The 19991-nt window shown below is 46.8% G+C and carries 20 protein-coding genes and 1 pseudogene; 19 read left to right on the top strand and 2 right to left on the bottom strand.

Annotated elements, in window-relative coordinates; genetic code table 11:
* The first annotated feature begins 593 nt into the window (after window positions 1-593).
* The 9 genes and pseudogenes from ltrA to HMPREF0999_RS19470 all read left to right on the top strand — a co-directional run bounded on the left by ltrA (window position 594) and on the right by HMPREF0999_RS19470 (window position 8070).
* Window positions 594-2246, top strand: coding sequence for a group II intron reverse transcriptase/maturase (gene ltrA, locus HMPREF0999_RS19430; RefSeq protein WP_009275190.1), 1653 nt, complete (start codon window positions 594-596; stop codon window positions 2244-2246).
* Between the two features lie 4 nt (window positions 2247-2250).
* Window positions 2251-2601 (top strand): annotated as a pseudogene (locus HMPREF0999_RS22545) (conjugal transfer protein TraG); the annotation flags it as partial.
* 538 nt (window positions 2602-3139) lie between these two features.
* Window positions 3140-4957, top strand: a complete 1818-nt coding sequence (locus HMPREF0999_RS19440; protein ID WP_009276704.1) for a reverse transcriptase domain-containing protein — start codon at window positions 3140-3142, stop codon at window positions 4955-4957.
* The gene (locus tag HMPREF0999_RS19445; RefSeq protein ID WP_009276705.1) at window positions 4912-5943 is read left to right on the top strand and encodes a TraM recognition domain-containing protein; all 1032 of its coding nucleotides are present in this window, start codon (window positions 4912-4914) and stop codon (window positions 5941-5943) included. The genes HMPREF0999_RS19440 and HMPREF0999_RS19445 overlap by 46 nt, the downstream gene beginning before the upstream one ends.
* Before the next feature lie 223 nt (window positions 5944-6166).
* Window positions 6167-6703, top strand: coding sequence for a DUF4326 domain-containing protein (locus HMPREF0999_RS19450; RefSeq protein ID WP_009276706.1), 537 nt, complete (start codon window positions 6167-6169; stop codon window positions 6701-6703).
* Window positions 6704-6727: 24 nt separating this feature from the next.
* Window positions 6728-6994: a hypothetical protein gene (locus tag HMPREF0999_RS19455; protein WP_009276707.1), complete on the top strand. Its 267-nt coding sequence runs from the start codon at window positions 6728-6730 to the stop codon at window positions 6992-6994.
* A 10-nt stretch (window positions 6995-7004) separates the two neighbouring features.
* Window positions 7005-7259, top strand: coding sequence for a DUF6926 domain-containing protein (locus tag HMPREF0999_RS19460; protein WP_005644282.1), 255 nt, complete (start codon window positions 7005-7007; stop codon window positions 7257-7259).
* An 11-nt stretch (window positions 7260-7270) separates the two neighbouring features.
* Window positions 7271-7768 carry a hypothetical protein gene (locus HMPREF0999_RS19465; protein ID WP_009276708.1) on the top strand — a complete coding sequence of 166 codons (498 nt, stop codon included), beginning with the start codon at window positions 7271-7273 and terminating at the stop codon, window positions 7766-7768.
* Between the two features lie 11 nt (window positions 7769-7779).
* Window positions 7780-8070, top strand: coding sequence for a DUF4120 family protein (locus HMPREF0999_RS19470; RefSeq protein WP_005644280.1), 291 nt, complete (start codon window positions 7780-7782; stop codon window positions 8068-8070).
* A gap of 186 nt (window positions 8071-8256) precedes the next feature.
* Here HMPREF0999_RS19470 and HMPREF0999_RS19475 read toward each other — a convergent pair whose 3' ends face one another.
* Window positions 8257-9513 (bottom strand): ATP-binding protein, encoded by a 1257-nt coding sequence (locus tag HMPREF0999_RS19475; RefSeq protein WP_005644277.1) that lies wholly within the window; start codon window positions 9511-9513, stop codon window positions 8257-8259.
* A gap of 946 nt (window positions 9514-10459) precedes the next feature.
* On the opposite strand from HMPREF0999_RS19475, the gene HMPREF0999_RS19480 reads away from it, so the two are divergent.
* The 3 genes from HMPREF0999_RS19480 to HMPREF0999_RS19490 all read left to right on the top strand — a co-directional run bounded on the left by HMPREF0999_RS19480 (window position 10460) and on the right by HMPREF0999_RS19490 (window position 14724).
* Window positions 10460-12220, top strand: coding sequence for a DUF3945 domain-containing protein (locus HMPREF0999_RS19480; RefSeq protein ID WP_005644274.1), 1761 nt, complete (start codon window positions 10460-10462; stop codon window positions 12218-12220).
* 42 nt (window positions 12221-12262) lie between these two features.
* A complete protein-coding gene (locus HMPREF0999_RS19485; protein ID WP_005644272.1) occupies window positions 12263-12529 on the top strand; it encodes a DUF4099 domain-containing protein in 267 nt (88 codons plus the stop codon).
* Window positions 12530-12627: 98 nt separating this feature from the next.
* Entirely contained in the window at window positions 12628-14724 is a 2097-nt protein-coding gene (locus HMPREF0999_RS19490) for a type IA DNA topoisomerase (protein WP_029257221.1), read from the top strand.
* A gap of 5 nt (window positions 14725-14729) precedes the next feature.
* On the opposite strand, the gene HMPREF0999_RS22785 is transcribed toward HMPREF0999_RS19490, so the two are convergent.
* The gene (locus HMPREF0999_RS22785) at window positions 14730-14903 is read right to left on the bottom strand and encodes a hypothetical protein (protein ID WP_173022524.1); all 174 of its coding nucleotides are present in this window, start codon (window positions 14901-14903) and stop codon (window positions 14730-14732) included.
* A 19-nt stretch (window positions 14904-14922) separates the two neighbouring features.
* On the opposite strand from HMPREF0999_RS22785, the gene HMPREF0999_RS22790 reads away from it, so the two are divergent.
* From HMPREF0999_RS22790 to HMPREF0999_RS19530, 7 genes are all read left to right on the top strand, one after another.
* A complete protein-coding gene (locus tag HMPREF0999_RS22790; RefSeq protein ID WP_172986019.1) occupies window positions 14923-15159 on the top strand; it encodes a hypothetical protein in 237 nt (78 codons plus the stop codon).
* A 384-nt stretch (window positions 15160-15543) separates the two neighbouring features.
* Complete coding sequence (locus HMPREF0999_RS19505; RefSeq protein WP_005644267.1) at window positions 15544-15762, top strand: hypothetical protein; 219 nt, start codon at window positions 15544-15546, stop codon at window positions 15760-15762.
* Between the two features lie 37 nt (window positions 15763-15799).
* A complete protein-coding gene (locus tag HMPREF0999_RS19510) occupies window positions 15800-16750 on the top strand; it encodes a PRTRC system protein E (protein WP_009276710.1) in 951 nt (316 codons plus the stop codon).
* 4 nt (window positions 16751-16754) lie between these two features.
* Complete coding sequence (locus tag HMPREF0999_RS19515; protein WP_005644262.1) at window positions 16755-16976, top strand: PRTRC system protein C; 222 nt, start codon at window positions 16755-16757, stop codon at window positions 16974-16976.
* A 37-nt stretch (window positions 16977-17013) separates the two neighbouring features.
* Window positions 17014-18096: a hypothetical protein gene (locus tag HMPREF0999_RS19520; protein WP_005644261.1), complete on the top strand. Its 1083-nt coding sequence runs from the start codon at window positions 17014-17016 to the stop codon at window positions 18094-18096.
* Between the two features lie 5 nt (window positions 18097-18101).
* Window positions 18102-18803, top strand: a complete 702-nt coding sequence (locus HMPREF0999_RS19525) for a prokaryotic E2 ligase family D protein (RefSeq protein WP_005644259.1) — start codon at window positions 18102-18104, stop codon at window positions 18801-18803.
* On the top strand, window positions 18800-19588 hold the full coding sequence (locus tag HMPREF0999_RS19530; protein WP_005644258.1) for a PRTRC system ThiF family protein: 789 nt from the start codon (window positions 18800-18802) through the stop codon (window positions 19586-19588). The genes HMPREF0999_RS19525 and HMPREF0999_RS19530 overlap by 4 nt, the downstream gene beginning before the upstream one ends.
* The last annotated feature ends 403 nt before the right edge of the window (window positions 19589-19991 follow it).

The raw sequence follows: 19991 nt of genomic DNA on the forward strand, positions 1-19991 counted from the left end.
CAAGATTTAACCCGCTGTTCCGTCAGCGGTAGCCTACTATAAGGTGCATCTCCAGTGATGGGTTGTGCTAAGCTTATAGGACAAAGTACACTTTCCGAAAGGACAAGACTGAACCGTGAGGGAACGTCAAGGGCGGTTAGTATCATACCGTCGAGTGGCGAGGCTGGATAGCATGGTTAACGTAATGTGAACTGACTTTAGCCGTCGTAAGGTTTGAAGGAGCGCAAGATACTTTAGCTCTCACCAAAAGGTAAGCAGTCGGATAACCCTCGCCCATGTTGGGGTTACACGGACATAGCACTGCCGGCGGACTTGGCAGAACCTAAACTATCCGTTTGTCAATTGCGTGGAACAGGGCAAGCCTGTATCTCTCTCGTAATAATGCGAGTAAGCGAACCGCAAGGCAAGCCGAATGGGGTGCAGGTATGAGATAACGAAGAAAGCGAATGCCGCCCTGTAATGGGGAGGATACGGATTGAACCAACATCACGAGTTAATGAGGGTAACATCATCCGACACGAAAGTGGGCAGACTTCCGTATATGGTAACTCTTTACAAGATAACTTTTAGAACTTTCAAAAGGAGGAAAGCAAATGAACGAGATTAAAACATCGTGTGCGCCTGCTGACAGCAGGAATCTGACTTGGGACGGTATGAACTGGTCTAAGTGTGAAACCTATGTCCGAAAGCTACAAGCGCGTATTGTAAAGGCTCAGAAAGAAGGCAGACATAACAAGGTGAAAACCTTGCAGTGGATGCTTACTCACTCTTTTTACGCCAAGGCATTGGCAGTAAAGAGGGTTACTTCCAACAAAGGGAAGAATACGTCTGGAGTAGATAAACAGCTTTGGGACTCTCCCAAGCGCAAGTACAAAGCAATCGGTGAACTTAGACGTCGTGGCTACCATCCACAGCCGCTCCGTAGGGTTCACATCAAGAAAAAGAACGGTAAACTCCGACCGTTGGGAATACCGACCATGAAAGACAGGGCGATGCAAGCATTATATCTCATGGCATTGGAACCGATAGCCGAAACGACAGGCGGCCGTTTTTCTTACGGCTTCCGAAAGAAGCGCAGGACAATGGACGCAATTCGTCAGATTGATACGGTTCTAAATCGCCAGCATTCCCCCGAATGGATTTTGGAGGGAGATATTAAGGGTTGCTTCGACCACATCAGTCACGACTGGCTTATTGAAAATATCCCTATGGATAAAACAATACTCAGAAAATGGCTGAAATGTGGAGCTGTATTCAATGGTAAACTGTTCCCGACAGAAGAGGGTACACCACAAGGAGGTATCATATCACCGACACTTGCAAATATGGCACTTGACGGACTTCAACCACTCTTGGCTGAAAGATTCAAAAGACGTTTCATCAACTATAAGACATTCCACTACAAAGTGAATCTTATCAGGTATGCGGACGACTTTATAATCACGGGTCGAGATAAGGAATTATTGGAAAACGAGGTCAAACCAATGGTGATAGAATTTCTCAAAGAAAGGGGTCTTACCTTATCCGAAGAGAAAACTACCATTACGAACATATACGATGGATTTGATTTCTTAGGTTTCAATGTAAGGAAGTTCGGCAAAAGGCTGTACACATCTCCGTCCAAAGATGCACAGAAACGCTTTAGGGCAAAAATCAGTGACATCGTTAAAGGACATAAAATGTGTAAGCAGGAATCGCTGATACGAATGCTCAATCCTGTGATAACAGGTTGGGGAAACTATTACCGATATGGTGCATCAACCAATGCTTTTCACGGTTGCGACAATCACATTTACAACCTCACAAAGAAATGGGCTTTACGTCGCCACCCAAAGAAACGCAAGTCTTGGGTTGCAGATAAGTATTGGCATGAAATTCGGGGGCGTAAATGGACGTTTGCATGGAAATATGAAACAAAAAGCAAGAAAGTGAACTACCTGACCCTTAAAAGGTTGTCGGATATACATTATACTCCGTACAAGCAAGTCAAGGGGGAGGCAAACCCTTTCGACCCGGAATACGATGATTATTTCTTTCAGCGAAAGGAGCAACAAATGCTGGAATCTCTCAAAGGACGTAAGTCACTCTTATATTTATGGAACAAGCAGAAGCGGACTTGTCCGTTATGCGGCAAGGAGATAGATTGTACAAAAGCATGGAACGTCAATGAAATATCTGTTGGTGGTTCAATTGTACGGCAACTTGTCCATAACAACTGCTACAAGCGAAATAAACGAAACTGTTGAAAGTATGAGCCGATTTCTAACAACAAATAGAAATATTGAGTTGCTTGAGCCGTATGAGGGGAAACTCTCACGTACGGTTCTTAGGGGAGAAGGGGGCAGTAATGCCCTTGACTTACCCGATATACAGAAGCAGGGTGATTTTTTCGTGGAATCACCGATTATCCTGCTCGCGGCAATCATCTGGTATCTGCGAATTTACAAGGACGGCAAGTATTGTACCTTCCCTCACGCGATAGAATTCCTTAACAAGCCGTATGCTGATATTTTCACGATTCTCACCTCTTACCCGTCCCTCGAAAACTATCTTTCCCCCTTTATGGATGCCTGGCAGGGCGGAGCACAAGATCAGTTGCAGGTGCGCCCGTAAGGGCATATAATAAATATAGCTTTGGCAAGCTATTAGGTACGTGTTCTTTGAAATAATTACCTATCACCAGCCGACTTATCCATTCAACGAAAGACGATGGGGAGTGTAGCATGTCGGTAAAGCCACAAGTGGACTAATTGTCAAGTCCTGACCGGGTGGCGAGGTGAAACGATAGATATGAGGATAAAGCCTATACTGGTTAAACGATAGTCCGAGCGGCTCGATGGTTAAGCCTTGGCGGAAGACAGTTATAGACGCCAAGCCGTGATACCCAACTTCGCCTTGTAGGTTGTTTGGGCAAAAGAACTTATCACGGAGCAACTACATACATAGTAAAGGACGAAAGTCGTATCCGACAATCTATCATGCCAAATAGTTATTATATGTCTAAACGGGGATTGCCTAAGTGGGGCAACCCATATGGCAACAGAGCTTCCGTAGTAGTCCGAGCAAGGGAAAACCTTGTACATGGCGAAGGGAAGCAGCCAATATCGTTTAATGTCAAATTTTGGAAAATGTGAGAGACATGAAAAGAAATCCAGAGAAGATATTAAACAGTCTAACACAACATAGTTCCGACTTGGAGTACAAGTTTGAACGTTTGTACCGGATACTGTTTAATGAAGAGATATACTATATTGCCTACCAACGCATATATGCAAAACAGGGCAATATGACCAAAGGTGTTGACGGAAAAACCGTTGACGGCTTCAGTATATCTCATATTGAACGGTTGATTGATACGCTCAAAGATGAGACGTATCAGCCGAATCCCCCTCAACGGGTGTATATTCCCAAGAAAAACGGGAAGATGCGACCGCTGGGTATTCCGTCATTCATTGACAAGCTCCTGCAAGAAGCTATTCGAATGATTTTGGAAGCAATCTATGAGGGTAGTTTTGAAAACTCCTCTCATGGTTTCAGACCACAGAGAAGTCCACAGACTGCACTTTGGAACATCCAAAAGAGATTCAACAATACAAAGTGGTTTATCGAGGGAGACATCAAAGGTTTCTTTGATAATATCGACCACGAAGTATTGATAGCAATTCTTTCAGAACGTATTTCGGATGTACGCTTTCTGCGTCTTATCCGAAAGTTCCTGAATGCCGGGTATGTAGAAGATTGGGTATTTCACAAATCGTATAGTGGAACACCTCAAGGTGGAATAATAAGTCCCATATTGGCAAATATCTATCTTGACAAGTTTGACAAATACATTAAGGAATACATCAATAGATTTGATAAAGGGAAAAGGCGTAAAGAAAATCCGATAGTAAAACGTTTTGGACAACGGAAAGCCAAGGTAGTGGAGAAGCTAAAAAAGTCAACGGACGAAGTTGAACGTCAACGACTGATGATGCAAATCAAAGAGATTGTTAAAGAACGTCTTAAGTATCCCGCAAGTGATGAAATGGACTCGGACATGAAACGACTGAAATATGTGAGATATGCGGATGATTTCCTGATTGGTATTATTGGCAGTAAAGAAGACTGTATCCATATCAAAGAGGACATAAAGAAATTTATGGCTGAAAAATTGAAATTGGAACTATCTGATGAGAAAACGCTGATTACTAATGCAAGGAAACATGCTAAATTTCTCGGATATGACATATTCGTGAGAAAGTCAAACGATATCCATAGGGATAAAAACGGACATTTAACAAGAAGCTTAGACCACAAGATAGTTTTGTATGTGACAACCGAGGTTATGAGAAAGAAACTCCTTGAATATGATGCGGTAAAAATCACCGTACAAAATGGAAAGGAAATCTGGAAGCCAAAAGGTCGTTCATACATGCGTTGTCTTGATGATTTGGAGATTATAAGCCAATATAACTCCGAAATCATGGGGTTCTATAACTTCTATTCGATTGCAAACAACAGTCCTGTGATAGATTCATTCTATAATATAATGGAATACAGTATGTATAAGACATATGCCGCAAAATACAGTACCTCGAAAAAGAAAATCATAGCAAGGTACAAGAAAAACGGAGTGTTTGCCATACCGTACACCAATAAAAATGGATATGAGTTCAAACGTGAGTTCTATGACAAAGGCTTTAAACGTAAGGAACTGCCTAATCGGTATTTAGATGACAGACTACCCAACACGATTGCCATAACGGGCGGCAGAAATGGTTTAATCAAGAGACTTCAAGCACGGGTATGTGAAAACTGCGGTGCTACGGACAACCTCGAAATGCACCATGTACGTAAACTTAAAGACCTTAATGGCAAAAGTGATTGGGAGATTAAAATGATTTCACGTAAACGTAAAACATTAGCAGTATGTTCAGTTTGTCATCACAAGATACACGCAGGAAAGTTAGATTGAATGAGAAGGTGGAGAGCCGTGTACGGGGAGACCTGTATGCACGGTTCGGAGGCGAGTGCTTGGAAACCTATCGTGATAAAACACGGCAAGGCGCCGGGTGCTTAGCCTATGGCCAGATAGCGAGTGCTAAAATCCCGCTTTCGAGGATGATTTCACCGCAGCTTTATTGGGTCATGACAGGCGATGACTTCACGTTGGATTTGAATAATCCTGAACATCCGAAAATCCTATGTGTGGGAAATAATCCGGACAGGCAGAATATCTACTCGGCGGCTCTCGGTCTGTATAATTCCCGTATAGTGAAACTGGTAAACAAGAAAGGACAGTTGAAATCCTCCATCATCATAGATGAGCTACCCACGATATATTTTCGGGGTATTGACAATCTGATAGCCACCGCCCGAAGCAACAAAGTGGCAGTCTGTCTCGGCTTCCAGGATTTCTCCCAGCTGACCCGTGACTACGGTGAAAAAGAGGCGAAGGTAATCCAAAATACGGTCGGCAATATATTCAGCGGCCAAGTGGTAGGTGAAACCGCAAAGAGCCTTTCCGAGCGGTTCGGTAAAATCCTGCAACAAAGGCAATCCATCTCCATCAACCGGCAGGATACATCCACCTCCATCAACACGCAGTTGGATTCTCTGATACCGGCATCCAAAATAGCCAATCTCTCGCAGGGAACATTCGTGGGCAGCGTGGCGGACAATTTCGGAGAAGAGATAGAACAGAAGATTTTCCATGCGCGGATTATTGTCGACAGTGAAAAAGTGGCGGCGGAAACAAAAGCCTACAAGAAGATACCCGTCATCAACGAGTTCAAGGACGAGGACGGCAACGACATCATGCAGCAACAGATAGACCGCAACTATTCACGCATCAAGGCTGACGTACTGCAGATCATTGAGGAAGAGATGGCAAGGATAGCCAATGATCCGGATCTGAAACACCTGATTCCGCAGAAGGAAGATGATAAAAAAGACGAATAGAACAAGTCCGCTTTTTTATTTCAGCCTGCAAAGGTAGTCCCGTGCCCGCCTGGATTGAGCAAGGCCAAGCCCTTACGGGTTTCCGCAAAAATCTTCCGCGCTCCGCTTGCGGTATTTTTCCGGAAAGCCTTGCACAATCCGGCACGGGACAGTGATGCAGGCAAGAAATAAAATATCGGCTCACGAGCCGGTGAATGTTTAACTGAATAAAAGAAATATGGCTATGGGCAGAACAAGAGTGGTCAATATCCGCAAGGAAACCTGTGACGTGTACATTGGCAGGGCTGGATATGGCAAGGACGGTTATTTCGGGAATCCGTTCAGACTGGAAGCAACGATGGCAAAAGGCAGTACGCTTGGCCGATACAGGAAATACTTTTATCATCGCCTGAGTACGGATAAAGAGTTCCGCAAGCGGATCGGGAATTTGCAGGGCAAGACATTGGGATGTTTCTGCAAACCGGATCCTTGTCATGGGGATATCATTAAAGAATACCTGGACTGGATGGCTGAAAATGCGAATGAAGCAATCGTCATCGGGCAAATCCATTGGAAAGGATGTGTCTATCCCGTCAGGGAAATAGATGCCGGCAACCATATATTCAGGGTGTCAGTGGAGAGCCTGCGGAATGAACTGGCAAACGATATGCGTAACGGTATATATGAGGCAATGGAAGCCAGCGAAGAGATTGACGGTTACTGTACGGATGAAGAGTTGTGTACGCTGTCAGATACCGATTTGTATAAAATGTATTGTTGAACGAATTATAATGACAAATGAATTATGAGGAAAAGAAGCAATTTCACACCGATGAATAGATTTCATGAGATTATCGACCATTACGGTCTGAAACTGATGGAAGTAGGTGTCAATCACCTGAGAATATTCTCCGAAGGACGGAAACTTTTTGATTATTATCCGCTCCGGATGAAACTCTTCGACTACCGGCAATGGCAACAGTTGACTTACCCGTCTCTCCTTAACGGTACGGACAAATGGGAAACGGAACTTGACGGCATCATCCAAAGACTGCTGGTATCACCGCAATAAACTTGAAAGTATGAAGGAAAACAATAATACACCGCTCGTTTGGAACAACATTCCCGAATGGGCGATTTTTGCATTGGAGTACGGCATTGAAGAAGAATTGTTCCTTACCGATGAAGACAAGGATCTGATAACCCGATTCATCGGTGAAAATTTTCCGAACGGATATACCATGTCGGTGGATTGGGAAGCATACAGAGAGTTTGATGCTTACCCGGCCTTTGGGAAACCATGTAAAACGTATGAAGTGACTTTTATAACAGCATAAACCGATTTGAAATGAAAAAGATAATATTGAGTGAATACAATGCCATCCCGGAAAATTACCGTGGAATCTGGACTGTAGAACGTTGGGACTTGCCAGATTGGGCGGAAATACGAGAAAAACATATCGGCAAGCGCACCATGATGGTCAATGACAATGGCACGTGCCTGTTGGTTGAAGGAATAGGCTTTGAAATCGTGGATGACAGTACATGGAAAAAGCCCGATGAAGTCAGACAGGAAATAGGAGGTCTTTATCTGAAGTTCTACAGTGAGCAAGGATGTGAACCTCATTATGCGGACTGTGTCATCAGATGGTGTGACACACTGGAAACAGTAGAAGTAAGGATCGCTTTGGCTATGGAATCCGACACGGAAAAGGATGACGAGATATTCTTCTACTGCAATAGTCTGGAAGACTTGAAATCATTGACGGACAAAGATGGGGAGGATTTTACTGTTGCCGGATGCCTCGATTTCGGAATATACGAAGAATTGCTACAAACAACTTAAAATTACCGGATATGAAAATCAAATGTCAGGAACACTACGACAAGGTGGCGGAATACGCCAAAAGTATTGGTGACACAACCTTTCAGAATTGCATTGAACGCCTCAAACAATGGGAGAAGAACTCTGGCGGCAGGTATGAAATTGAACTGTATTACGATTTCGCTCCGTATTCATTCGGATTTGCGGAAAGGACACCGGATGGAAGAAACGGCATTGTGGGTGGATTGCTCTATCACGGCAGACCGGATGAGTCTTTTGCCGTAATGATGGAACCATTTCACGGCTGGAGCATACATACATAAAATTTTTATACCACAAGTTAATCTGCAATTGCGTGAAAAACGGTGCAGGTAAAGTCAAAACTCCCTTTCTGATAAAACCACCCCTGTTACAGCTATTTGTAGCAGGGGTGGATTTATATTTTGGGTGCATTATGCACATTGTCCTTACTATTTTTACACACTATTATGCTACATATTATGGTGGATTCATAATAGATTTCCTTCTGTATCTTTAAGGAAATCTATTATATTAATGATTGATATGCCATCTGTATTCACATGAGAAGGGGTCAAACCTCCCACAATGACTATTTTAGGGAATCCATCTTTGATATGACGAAGGGAATTGGTTTCCTGGTCAATTTTTTCTTGAGTGGGCATATCAAGTGCTGATTGTATGTACACACGTTTATCCCCACTATTGCAAATGAAATCAACTTCCAGTAGTTTTCGCATTTTCTTTCCATCATCATTTGTTATTCTCACTTCCACTTGCCCTACATCAATCGAATACCCTCTGATACGCAGTTCGTTATATATGATATTTTCCATAAGATGACCCCCATCAATTTGACGGTAATTCAGACGGGCATTACGTAGTCCGACATCTTCAAAATAATATTTTGAAGGCGTGTTGATGTAATGCTTTCCTTTGATGTCATATCGAATGGCTTTTTCCAACATAAAGGCATCTTGTAACATTCCAAGATAACTCTGTATGGTTGTATCTGAAATACTATGACCTTTTACGGACTTGAATGTATTTTCAAGGTTTGTCGGATTGGTCAAGCAGCCTATGTTGGAAGCAATAATATCTATAAGTTCACTCAAATCATCATCGTTCCTAATATTGTAACGCTCTTTTATATCGCGTATATAAGTTCCTTGAAACAAGGATTTTAGATAATTTTCTTTTTCTGTTTTCTTTGAAAAAGATACGACTTGTGGCATTCCTCCATAAATCATATAATCCTGTAGGGCAGAAAGTTCATTTGTGTACTGTCCTGCCTTGAGAAATTCCGAAAAACTCAGTGGATGGACTCTGATTTCATACCCTCGACCACGAAATTCTGTTTTTACATCACTGGACAACATTCGGCTATTGCTTCCTGTTACATATACGTCTGTATTTTTAATTTTCAGATAGCTGTTGAGTACATCTTCAAACTCAGGAACAAGTTGTATTTCATCCAATAGTATGTAATACATATCGTTATCTGTGATATGTCCATCGATGTGATCCAATAATCTGTCCGGCTCTCTGAGGTGTTTATTACGTCGGTCTTCCAAATCAACTTGAATAATGTGCTCTTCATTCACACCGTTTTCAAGTAATGATTGTTTGAATAATTCAAATAGAAGATAAGATTTTCCACAACGGCGTACACCGGTAATAATCTTAATCATTCCGTTGTGCATCACACTTCTTAGCTCTTGCAAATATTTATCCCTTGGTATAATCATGTTGCAAAAGTAGTGAAAATTATCAGTATTACGGTTATTTTATTGGAGAAAAATGGGTAAAAGACCAATTTTCTCCAATAGAAGGCGGATATAAGCGAATCCATGTTCATTATTTGCTCGCATTCATTAAAAATGAACATCTATAGATGAGTGAACAAAAACATTTTTTCATGTATTATCGTTCTGCAAGAGTAATCACTTTCTGATTACTTCTGCGAAATGATTGCAATTTTCTTGGGCTAAAGGTACATTTTTCCATATTTCTCTATAAAAATCCATCATAAGCCACGCTTCACTTGTCAAGTCCCTTTAAGAAGATAACTCGGAGGGACGATACCTTCTACGTTCAGGCCTGCGGTTTTCGGGCAAAAAATTCCCTTCGGTAATTTTTCACCCGAAAAAACGTTCCGGTATCGCCGTCCGAGTTGGAGAAACGTTCCGGGACTTAGCAAGCGAAGCGACCTACGACGCATAGGACAAAACCAAGATACAATCCGGCGGCGGTATTTTGCCGACACCTGATGTCCTAATGGATTATGCTGTCAACATCAACCGCACGTAAATTCTCATCCAGTCCTATGGAGTAACAGAAGGAAGCGGGGACTAAAGACAGCTCGCTCTCCACTCTGCATAATACAGTTTCTCTTTATCGGCTTCGTGTCGTTTGCGGCTTTTCTACCCTTTCCCATTTTCCCGTTCCGCCTTTTTTGTTTTTGGCTTTCCCTTCGCGTATTTCTCTCTCTTCTTTTATCGGACCCGGTACGTTTCTCACACTTTTATCCTTGATTCTTCCGTTTTTCCGCCTTGCGTTTTCTCCCTCTGCGGTGAAACGTGATGACATCCGATGAAACAGATAGTATAACGCATTGAGAAATAGTGATTTATCAAATTTATGACTATATATTTGCGGTGACAACAACAGTTATAAACCCTAAAAATTACAGTTATGGCAAAGAAAAATGTAAGGGACGAACCCCCAAAAACGCAAGTCACCGAGAACGCCCAGCTGAGCGACATCGTGTTTATCCTCGACAAGATGGAACTGCTTCTACAGGCAATATCCGACATCGACAAGAACGGCAGGTACAAGACGGTTTCGGCAGACAAAAAACACCGGAACTCTTTCCTGAAAATTGACCGATATGCCAGCATGTTCGAGAATTTCCTGAAGAACTTTTGGAGCCAGTTGAAAGACCCGACTCGTTTCGGCATCCTTTCCGTCAAGGAGAATGCGCTGGACAACCCGGAAGTCAGACAGGCAATCGAGGATCTTGCCGCAGGCAGAAAATCAGACGCGGTGGAGGAATTTCTAAAGAAATACGAGATTGTTCCCCGCTCCAAAGAAAACCAAAGTATAAACCATCAAAATCAAGAAGAAATGGCAAAAAAAACTGAGACACAGCAACAGGCCGCTCCGGAAACCGCGCAGCAGCCGAAATACCGCTACAATGAATCCATGATCAACTGGGAGGAACTGAAGAAATACGGGCTGTCCCGCGAGTATCTTCAGGAACGCGGACTCCTTGACCAGATGCTCAGGGGCTACAAGACCAACCAGGTCGTGCCCATCAGCATGAATTTCGGTTCTGCCGTATTGCGTACCGACGCACGGCTGTCACTCCAGCAGTCCGTGGGAGGTCCCATCGTGCTGGGCATCCACGGTATCCGGCAGAAACCCGAACTTGACCGCCCGTACTTCGGGCATATCTTCTCCGAGGAGGACAAGAAGAATCTGCTTGAAACAGGCAATATGGGACGTGTCGTGGAACTGAAAGGACGTGGCGGTGAATACATCCCCTCTTTTGTCAGCATTGACAAGCTCACCAATGAGGTGGTCGCCATGCGTGCGGAAAATGTCTTCATCCCGAAGGAGATTAAAGGCGTAAAGCTTACCGAACAGGAGCAGAACGACCTGCGCGAAGGCAAGAAGGTGTTCATCGAGGGTATGATTTCCAACAACGGAAAGGAGTTCGACGCCCACATCCAGATCAACGCCGAGCGCAGGGGTATCGAATATATCTTCGATAACGACAAGCTCTTCAACCGCCAGTCATTGGGTGGCGTGGAACTGACCAAACAGCAGGTTGAAGACCTGAATGCCGGAAAGGCCATTTTCGTGGAGGGAATGGAGCGTAAGGACGGGGAGAGATTCTCCTCCTATGTCAAGCTGGACGAGGTGACGGGCAGGCCCGCCTATACCCGCTACAATCCCGACTCCCCGGAGGGCGCACGGGAAATTTATATCCCGAACGAGATCAATGGCGTGAAAATCACCGCCGAGGAGCAGCAACAACTACGGGAGGGCAGGACCATCTTCCTCAATGACATGGTGAACCGCAAGGGCGAGGAGTTCTCCTCGTTCATCAAGGCGGACCTGGAAACCGGACGGCTCAGTTATTCACGCACTCCGGACGGTTTCGAGCAGCGTGCGGAATTCAAGATTCCGGATAAGGTGTGGGATGTGGAGCTTACCCGCAAGCAGCGTTCCGACCTGCAGAGTGGCAAGGCTGTTTTGGTGGAGGGTATCAAGGGATATGACGGCAAGACCATCTCCCAGTATGTCAAGGCGAACTTCAACCAGGGCAGGCTGGACTTCTACAACGAGAACCCCGACCGCAAGCGTGACGCCTCGCAACGAAATGTCGTGGCTGAAACACAGAGGCAGGAACAGGGCAGCCGGAAATCCAAAGGCGCAAGTATAGCATGATGCATGAATCAAATGAATGTGGAATCCTAAAAGAAAAGAAATATGGAAATGAACAAGGAAAACAACACGCCTTTCAAGGTAGAGGACGTAAACTGGGAGGAACTGGCAGGTATCGGCATATTGAAAGACGAGCTGGAAATGTCGGGAGAACTCGACACGTTGCTCAAGGGGGAGAAAACGAATGTGATACGGCTCAGCCTGGTGCTGCTTGGTGTGGACGTGGTGATGGACGCCACGCTACAGCTGGTGCGCAAGGACGGCGGACCGCTGCTCGAAATCCTCGGCATCAAACCCTTCGGACAACAGTAGCCCCTCCTTATATATAATATGTAAACTGAATGTATAACCGCCGTTTTCCGTTCCACCACACACCGGCAAGCGGGAAACGGCTTGACTTTATCCGAATCATGATAGCAATCATAGCAGAAAAACCGAGTGTCGGTCAGGACATAGCCCGTGTGGTCGGGGCTACAGAAAAAAAGGACGGCTACATAGTGGGAAACGGTTACATGGTGACATGGGCACTGGGACATCTGGTGTCACTGGCCTTACCGGATGCATACGGCTACACGAGAACCGCCGCCGAAGACCTTCCGATGATTCCCGATCCGTTCCGTCTTGTCGTGCGGCAGGTACGCACTGACAGGGGGATGGTGACGGACATCGCAGCCGGCAGGCAGCTCAAGGTCATCGGCGAAGTGCTCGCCGGATGCGAGAGCATCATCGTGGCGACCGATGCCGGACGTGAGGGGGAACTCATCTTCCGGTGGATATATTCTTATTTGGGCTGTACCAAGCCGTTCAAACGGTTGTGGATCTCCTCGCTTACCGACGAGGCCATCCGTGAGGGAATGGCAAGCCTCAAGGAAGGAACCGGATATGACAGCCTGTATGCAGCCGCGGACAGCAGGGCGAAGGCGGATTGGCTGGTGGGCATGAATGCCAGCCGCGCATTGGCGGCAGCCTCCGGTTCGGTGAACAACTCCATCGGACGGGTACAGACACCGACCCTTGCCATGATATGCGCACGCTTCAAGGAGAACCGTAACTTCGTCTCCACACCATACTGGCAGTTGCATATAGTGCTGAAAAGGGACAACGGGCACCGGCAGTTCATCCACACGAAGGAGTTCAAGGACAAGAATATGGCGGAAGCGGCATACAAGAGTATTACCCCCGGATCGGTGGTAACAATCACTAAAGTAAAGCGAGGGAAGATATTCCAGCAGGCTCCGCTCCTATACGATTTGACAGCCCTCCAGAAGGACTGTAACATTCATTACGACCTTCCGGTGGACAAGACCCTTGCCATCACACAGTCCCTGTACGAGAAAAAACTGGTTTCATATCCGAGGACAGGCAGCAGGTATATTCCGCAGGATGTCATGGCGCACATTCCGGTATTGTTGGAAAAGATAACAGCCATGCCGGAGTTTCGTGAGTACAGAAGGAGCTTAGACCTTTCCGCCCTGAATACACGAAGCGTGGATGCCGCAAAAGTGACCGACCACCATGCGCTGATTATCACCGGTATCGTCCCTGAGGGATTGTCCGAAGCGGAATCCACGGTTTATACTCTGATAGCCGGCAGGATGCTGGAAGCCTTCTCTCCCCCTTGCGAGAAAGAACTGCTGCTCATGGAGTGCGTATGCGGGGGACTGGACTTCCACTCCCGTTCCACTGTTATCGCCAATCCGGGCTGGCGGGCGGTGTTCTCCCGAAAGGAGGACCGGGAAAAGGACGAGCCGGAAAGAGACGAAGGCACAGCATCTTTTACAGAGGGTGAGGAAATACCGGTCATGGGACATGGACTGTCACAGAAAAAGACATTGCCCAAACCTCTTTATACGGAAGCCACCCTGCTCACGGCTATGGAGAACTGCGGCAAGGAAATCACTGACGGACAGGCACGCGAAGCGGTGAAGGATACGGGTATCGGTACGCCTGCCACCCGTGCCGCCATCATCACGACCCTGCTCAAACGTGACTACATCGAGCGTTCCGGCAAGAGTATCCGTCCGACGGAAAAGGGGCTTTATCTCTATGAATCGGTAAAGGACATGATGGTGGCTGACGCGAAGCTGACCGGCACATGGGAAAAAGCACTGGAACAGATAGAGGGGCGTACCCTCGATCCGGAAAGCTTCATGCTCTCCATCAGGGAATACACGGGAAAAGTGACCGGCGAGATACTGCGTCTCAAATTTCCGGAGCCGTCATCATGCGTCCTTGCCTGCCCCAAGTGCAAGACCGGCAACGTGGTGGTGAAGTCCAAAGTCGCGAAATGCGACCGTGAAGGATGCGGACTGCTGGTGTTCCGCCATTTTCTGAACAAGGAACTGACGGACCAGCATCTCGAACAGCTTTTCTCTTCCGGTTCCACCCGACTGATCAAGGGTTTCAAGGGCAAGAAAGGGGTGTCTTTCGATGCGGCAATCATTTTTGACGAAAGTTTTAACCTGAAACTTTCTTTTCCAAAATCCAAGGGCGGGAAAGGTAAATGATACCGTCATTCCAATTCCGGGGCAAAGGTAGCGGAACCGCCCGTTTCCACCTGCAAGGTCGGGCCTTGCAGGTTTCGGGGGAAAATCATCCTCGCCCTGCTCCGGTATTTTCCCCGAAAACCTTGCCAGTGGAGGCGGTCCGCATCCTGGCCCCTGAAATTGGAAATGACATGTTTCACCTTTTAATAGCAAATGATCATGAAAGCAAAGGAATGTATCGAAAAACCGAGAACCGGCAAATGGATAAAAAGAATGGCACTGGCCGCCGCAGCCTTCATAATGTTCAGTTATCTTTATTCAAGAGGGATTTCACCGGTATGGGCGGCAGTCGCCATCGTCTGTTTCAGGGGATTCTTCAGGTTCCTCTATAAAATCGCCTGCCTTCTGGTAGCGGCGGCGATACTTTTCTGCATCCTCAGCTGCCTGGTATTCTGATTCCACCGGCATACAATATCGGGAAATGAAACAAATGCGGCATATAAACCACTGCAACACCTTGCAGGACAGGGCTGTCCCAACGGACGGCTCTTTTGGTATCCCATACTTTATGAAGACAAGGATGACGGGATCAGGGACGGAAAGGAAAGAGAGGCATATACAGCCATTGGCAGACCGGGAACTACAGGGCAAAGTTGGCAAACGCTTCTTTTCGGACGGCAAGGCCGGGACCCTTCGGGTTTCGCGGAAAAATCATCCTCGCCCGGAGGGCTTGCGGTATTTTTCCCGAAAGCCTTGCCTTTCCGGAAGCGTCTGCCGTAAAGCCCATGTAGTTCAACGGGCTGCCAAAGCCCGAGTATCCACAATTAAAATGATAAAGTCATGAATCAAGCAATCATCTCAAGACCGCCGACGGCACCGGTACAGATACCAATGCCGATACCGGCAAGAAGAAAGTACCATGTCCCGGAACCGACCGTCAAATTCCCTCCACGGGAAAAGGGCGGACCCGTACACATCTCCACACTGCTGGACCCGATACTGGAGATAAGCAGTCATCCTGACCGGAACAGGCTGCTGGCGGAGTTCTTCAACAGATAGAAAGAATACGGTTATTCACACTTTAATCCATATAATTATGTTTTTTACAGCAATCAACCAGATGATGACAGAAGGAGTCGACCTGACACTCGTCATCCGTAAAGCGAACGGACAAATGGCGGTATCCGTACTGCCGAAGTCAAACGGGCTGAAAGACGAAGCCCAGAACCACATTATCCCGTTGACCCTCAAGGGAGTTCCGCAGGAACTGGATACCGGATTCCTGCAAGCCGTCGCCCGGCCGGTGCAGAAAGCTACGGGACTGATCACCAACATGGCGCAGTTCGAGGCACAGACGGAAAAGGCCGCTTCCGAGAGCAAGGCGGCGAAGGATGCAAAGGCCAAGGAGACGAAAGAGGAGAAAGAGAAACGGGAGAAGTACGAGAAGCATCTCAAGAAAGCTGAGGAACTGATTGCCGCGGGAAACCATAAGGATGCAGTGACGGCTCTCGGACAGGCCCGACTTTATGCCAAGCCGCAGGACCAGAAGAAGATTGACGAGATGCTTGAGCAGCAGAAAAAGGCCATGAACCGGGGAAGCCTGTTCGAGCTGATGGAAGAACCGCCTGCGCCGCAACAGCTTCGGTCACAACCACCGGCAGCAACGGCACAACAGTTGCAGCCTGCACCGCACTGTCCACCGCAATCCCAGGCATCAGGACCGGCGGGCGGACAAATTCCTGACGGGCAGCAGCAGACAATGTGGCCGCCACAGCAGCCTGCGCAAAGGCCGGCACCGCATCAGGCTCCCCCACAGCCGCAATACGCCGGACAACGGCCGATGAGCCGCCAGCTCCCTCCACAGCCTGCATACGCGGAACAACAGATTTCATACCGGCAGGAACAGGAGCAAAATCCCGAAGACCTCTATCCGTACTATCAGAGGGGACAGGAAATCCCTACCTACCGCCCGGAAGATTATGAGGAATATCCCGATTTTCCGCAATCCATGTTAGAACCCAATGTTTCACATTATCAAAGCATTTAATATTATGGCATTAGAAATCAAGGGAATGACACGTTCATTCACATTCAAGAAAGGCAACGGGATGGTCACACTCGATGACCCGAACACGTCGGACAGCCCCGAAATGGTCATGAACTACTACTCGAACTTCTATCCGGAACTGACCACGGCGACGGTGCACGGGCCGGTCATCAAGGAAGACAAGGCGGTGTATGAATTCAAAACTACCATCGGGACAAAAGGATAAAAGTAATGGGAAAGGACAATAAAAAACAGAAGAAATCATGTGTACCATTGGACGAACAGCAGGTGGAACGGCTTGCAAGGCTCATCATCGGACAGACCGTACGCAATATCCGTTACGGTACGGACAGGAAAGAAAGGATTACGGCACCGGGGGGTGCCGTTCCTCTTTTCTGAACGCCACGTTTCAGCCAAAACCTTTACCGAGTCTTGTCGTGGAAGATTCCGACGGGAAAAGGCATAATCTCATCACGCGGGAGAACTACGGATTTCTGCGTGACTCCTTCTTCAGATATGCCTATCTGATGGAGAAGGAGGCGGTACATACCCCGGGCCGGACATTCGGGGAAGGGATCGCAAGGCTGCACGAGGAGATGGATGACCTTGTCGGTGAGGGGCTGAACGTCAATATTGAAGAGCAAGACGGACGGTTGCTGTTCAAGCTCTGGAAAGCCCATCATTGGGGAAAACTGACACTGTATTATTTCCCGATGAAATTCGTGGAGGCTCTCGGACCGGAATTGAGGCGTATCTCCATCACGTTCATCCATGAATTGATGAAGGCAAACGGAATACAGACCGTTCTAGACGAGGACGACACGGAATATGTTCTGACCTGGATTTCAGAGGAAGTACCGGAAGAGGTCCCGGAGGAAAGGAAAAAACGGCTGAGGCTCCTGCACTCCTACGAGAACGGCAGAATAAAGAGGCTGCTCCAAAGGGTGGAACGCAAGTGCTACTACAAGAACCTGCCGAAGGCACTTGACAGGTATAAAGCCCGGAACGACTACGAACGATCGCTGGTTTCCGCCATGAAGGAGGGGTTACAATTCCTGTCACCGAAACGCGGCATCATGGAATACTGCTACGATCCTTTTTATGAGGAGGAACCGGAGTTCCACCCCATGTACCTCTACCAACAGATACGTGTAATCTATGACAGTTACGATATGGTGACGGACTATCTCGTGAATTGTTACAATTCCCACAGTAGGGAGACCTACGACATCATACCGGTCACGACACTCGCCCTGTCTCCCGAAACGGGAGAGCTGTTCCGCATGGATGACTACCCGGAACGCTTTTTCAAATGGGCGGACAAATTCATCAACATAATAATTTGAACACTATGATGGAGACAAACGAACTTACAAGAACTTTGAAGACCCAGCTTATCCCCAAGGCGGCACTGATAGCCTACGCCTCAGAGGATGACAAGAATTTTTTTCTGGAGATACGGGACATAAACGATCGTGGAAACATGGCGGAAGGCAGGCCTATAACGCAGGAATTCATGAACGAGCTTGTAAAGGGATATTCGGAAAGGCATAGCAGCACGCCTTACGGAAAAGTACCGTCCAACCTGATCTATTGCGATTCACGCAAGGGCAGCGAGCGGTATGTATGGTACAATCCCCCGCATAAGCGGATGATGTTCTTCAGCTCCGACCTCAAAATAGAAAATGCGGAATACAACCTGCCGGGAGTGATTTACGAGGCGGGGGAACATGGGATGAGGATATATGCTTACAAGGATGACATGCCCGGCAAGGATACGCTGCTATATGTCGCGCCGTTCTTCAACGTGACCGGCTCCAGCGTATGCCTGGGCTCTGCCAATATAGACTTGCCAAAGAACCTGACATACGAAAGCCTGCTGCAATACTGGGAAAAGAAATTCTGGCTGACGGAGTTTTCGCACTTGGGAGGCAACGGAAATCCGACCCGGTCGAACCTTGTGCTAGTAACGAAAGCGGCCAGGAACAAACCATTCGACCTCAAAGAGTTGAAACCGTTGAACAATATGAAACTTAAAGACATACTGACATGAAAAGAGTACATTATACCGACAGTTACCTGATGAGTCCGCAGCATCCGGTAACGGTAAACCTGATCGGAGCGGGAGGAACCGGGTCGCAGGTACTCACCTGCCTGGCACGTCTTGACACAGCTCTGAGGGGACTCGGACACCCGGGACTGTTCGTTACACTGTATGACCCCGACACCGTGACGGAAGCCAACATCGGTCGCCAGCTTTTCGGACCGTCCGACCTGGGACAGAACAAGGCACAATGCCTCGTCACCCGGATAAACAACTTTTTCGGGAATGACTGGAAGGCGCAAGCGGACATCTATCCGGCAGTATTGAAGGATACCAGACGGGACAACCTGGCCAATATCACGATTACCTGTACCGATAACATCAAGTCACGGATCGACTTGTGGAATCTGTTGAGGGCTTTGCCGCAACCGACATACTGCACTTACGAGACCCCCTTGTACTGGATGGATTTCGGAAACACGCAGACCACGGGGCAAGTCGTGCTGGGTACCGTACCGAAGAAAATCAAACAGCCGGCGTCCAAACTTTATGAAACCGTCAATTCGCTAAAAGTCATCACCCGCATGGTGAAATACGCGAGAGTGAAGGAAACCGATTCCGGCCCGAGTTGTTCGCTGGCTGAAGCGTTGGAAAGACAGGACCTGTTTATTAACTCCACACTGGCACAACTCGGATGCGGCATCCTATGGAAGATGTTCCGAAACGGAGTGATCGAGCATAACGGATTGTACCTGAACCTGGACACGATGAAAGTGAACCCGATAATCATATAGACAGGTCAACAGTTATAAATTCTTTCGCTTGAATGGAAAGAGTTCAGGAAACAGCCTCTCCATTTTGAGTTTTCCATTTTCTATATGGCAAGATATTCTTTGCATTGGCTCTGACACTCCGTTTCAAGTCTTCACGTAATATACAGAACGCGGTCTTTTACTTTATCATAAGTAGATGTTGGAAATTAGTTATACATTAAAATTTCGTTATTGTACTGTAGCTGCTTGTTCTGTACTCAGCTATGTGACTGAGTGCAGGGCGAGCAGATGCGGTGCAATAACGTGATTTTAAGTATAACTAATTCTTAAGAATAGTATAAACTAATTTTCAACATCTACTTATTATGTCATATTACTCAATACAATGCTTTAGATAAAAATAATTAAAGCGTCTTTTATCAAT

The sequence above is a fragment of the Parabacteroides sp. D25 genome (genome assembly GCF_000307475.1).
Lineage (GTDB): Bacteria > Bacteroidota > Bacteroidia > Bacteroidales > Tannerellaceae > Parabacteroides > Parabacteroides distasonis.

What these genes read in the sequence shown, in the direction of transcription:
- HMPREF0999_RS19505 (WP_005644267.1), top strand. Translation starts at nt 15,544, where the DNA reads ATGAATCAAGCAATCATCTCAAGACCGCCGACGGCACCGGTACAGATA.
- HMPREF0999_RS19465 (WP_009276708.1), top strand. Translation starts at nt 7,271, where the DNA reads ATGAAAAAGATAATATTGAGTGAATACAATGCCATCCCGGAAAATTAC.
- HMPREF0999_RS19450 (WP_009276706.1), top strand. Translation starts at nt 6,167, where the DNA reads ATGGGCAGAACAAGAGTGGTCAATATCCGCAAGGAAACCTGTGACGTG.
- HMPREF0999_RS19520 (WP_005644261.1), top strand. Translation starts at nt 17,014, where the DNA reads ATGTGTACCATTGGACGAACAGCAGGTGGAACGGCTTGCAAGGCTCAT.
- HMPREF0999_RS19515 (WP_005644262.1), top strand. Translation starts at nt 16,755, where the DNA reads ATGGCATTAGAAATCAAGGGAATGACACGTTCATTCACATTCAAGAAA.
- HMPREF0999_RS19530 (WP_005644258.1), top strand. Translation starts at nt 18,800, where the DNA reads ATGAAAAGAGTACATTATACCGACAGTTACCTGATGAGTCCGCAGCAT.
- HMPREF0999_RS22790 (WP_172986019.1), top strand. Translation starts at nt 14,923, where the DNA reads ATGAAAGCAAAGGAATGTATCGAAAAACCGAGAACCGGCAAATGGATA.
- ltrA (WP_009275190.1), top strand. Translation starts at nt 594, where the DNA reads ATGAACGAGATTAAAACATCGTGTGCGCCTGCTGACAGCAGGAATCTG.
- HMPREF0999_RS19470 (WP_005644280.1), top strand. Translation starts at nt 7,780, where the DNA reads ATGAAAATCAAATGTCAGGAACACTACGACAAGGTGGCGGAATACGCC.
- HMPREF0999_RS19490 (WP_029257221.1), top strand. Translation starts at nt 12,628, where the DNA reads ATGATAGCAATCATAGCAGAAAAACCGAGTGTCGGTCAGGACATAGCC.
- HMPREF0999_RS19475 (WP_005644277.1), bottom strand. Translation starts at nt 9,513, where the DNA reads ATGATTATACCAAGGGATAAATATTTGCAAGAGCTAAGAAGTGTGATG.
- HMPREF0999_RS19445 (WP_009276705.1), top strand. Translation starts at nt 4,912, where the DNA reads ATGTTCAGTTTGTCATCACAAGATACACGCAGGAAAGTTAGATTGAAT.
- HMPREF0999_RS19510 (WP_009276710.1), top strand. Translation starts at nt 15,800, where the DNA reads ATGTTTTTTACAGCAATCAACCAGATGATGACAGAAGGAGTCGACCTG.
- HMPREF0999_RS19440 (WP_009276704.1), top strand. Translation starts at nt 3,140, where the DNA reads ATGAAAAGAAATCCAGAGAAGATATTAAACAGTCTAACACAACATAGT.
- HMPREF0999_RS19485 (WP_005644272.1), top strand. Translation starts at nt 12,263, where the DNA reads ATGGAAATGAACAAGGAAAACAACACGCCTTTCAAGGTAGAGGACGTA.
- HMPREF0999_RS19480 (WP_005644274.1), top strand. Translation starts at nt 10,460, where the DNA reads ATGGCAAAGAAAAATGTAAGGGACGAACCCCCAAAAACGCAAGTCACC.
- HMPREF0999_RS19455 (WP_009276707.1), top strand. Translation starts at nt 6,728, where the DNA reads ATGAGGAAAAGAAGCAATTTCACACCGATGAATAGATTTCATGAGATT.
- HMPREF0999_RS19525 (WP_005644259.1), top strand. Translation starts at nt 18,102, where the DNA reads ATGATGGAGACAAACGAACTTACAAGAACTTTGAAGACCCAGCTTATC.
- HMPREF0999_RS19460 (WP_005644282.1), top strand. Translation starts at nt 7,005, where the DNA reads ATGAAGGAAAACAATAATACACCGCTCGTTTGGAACAACATTCCCGAA.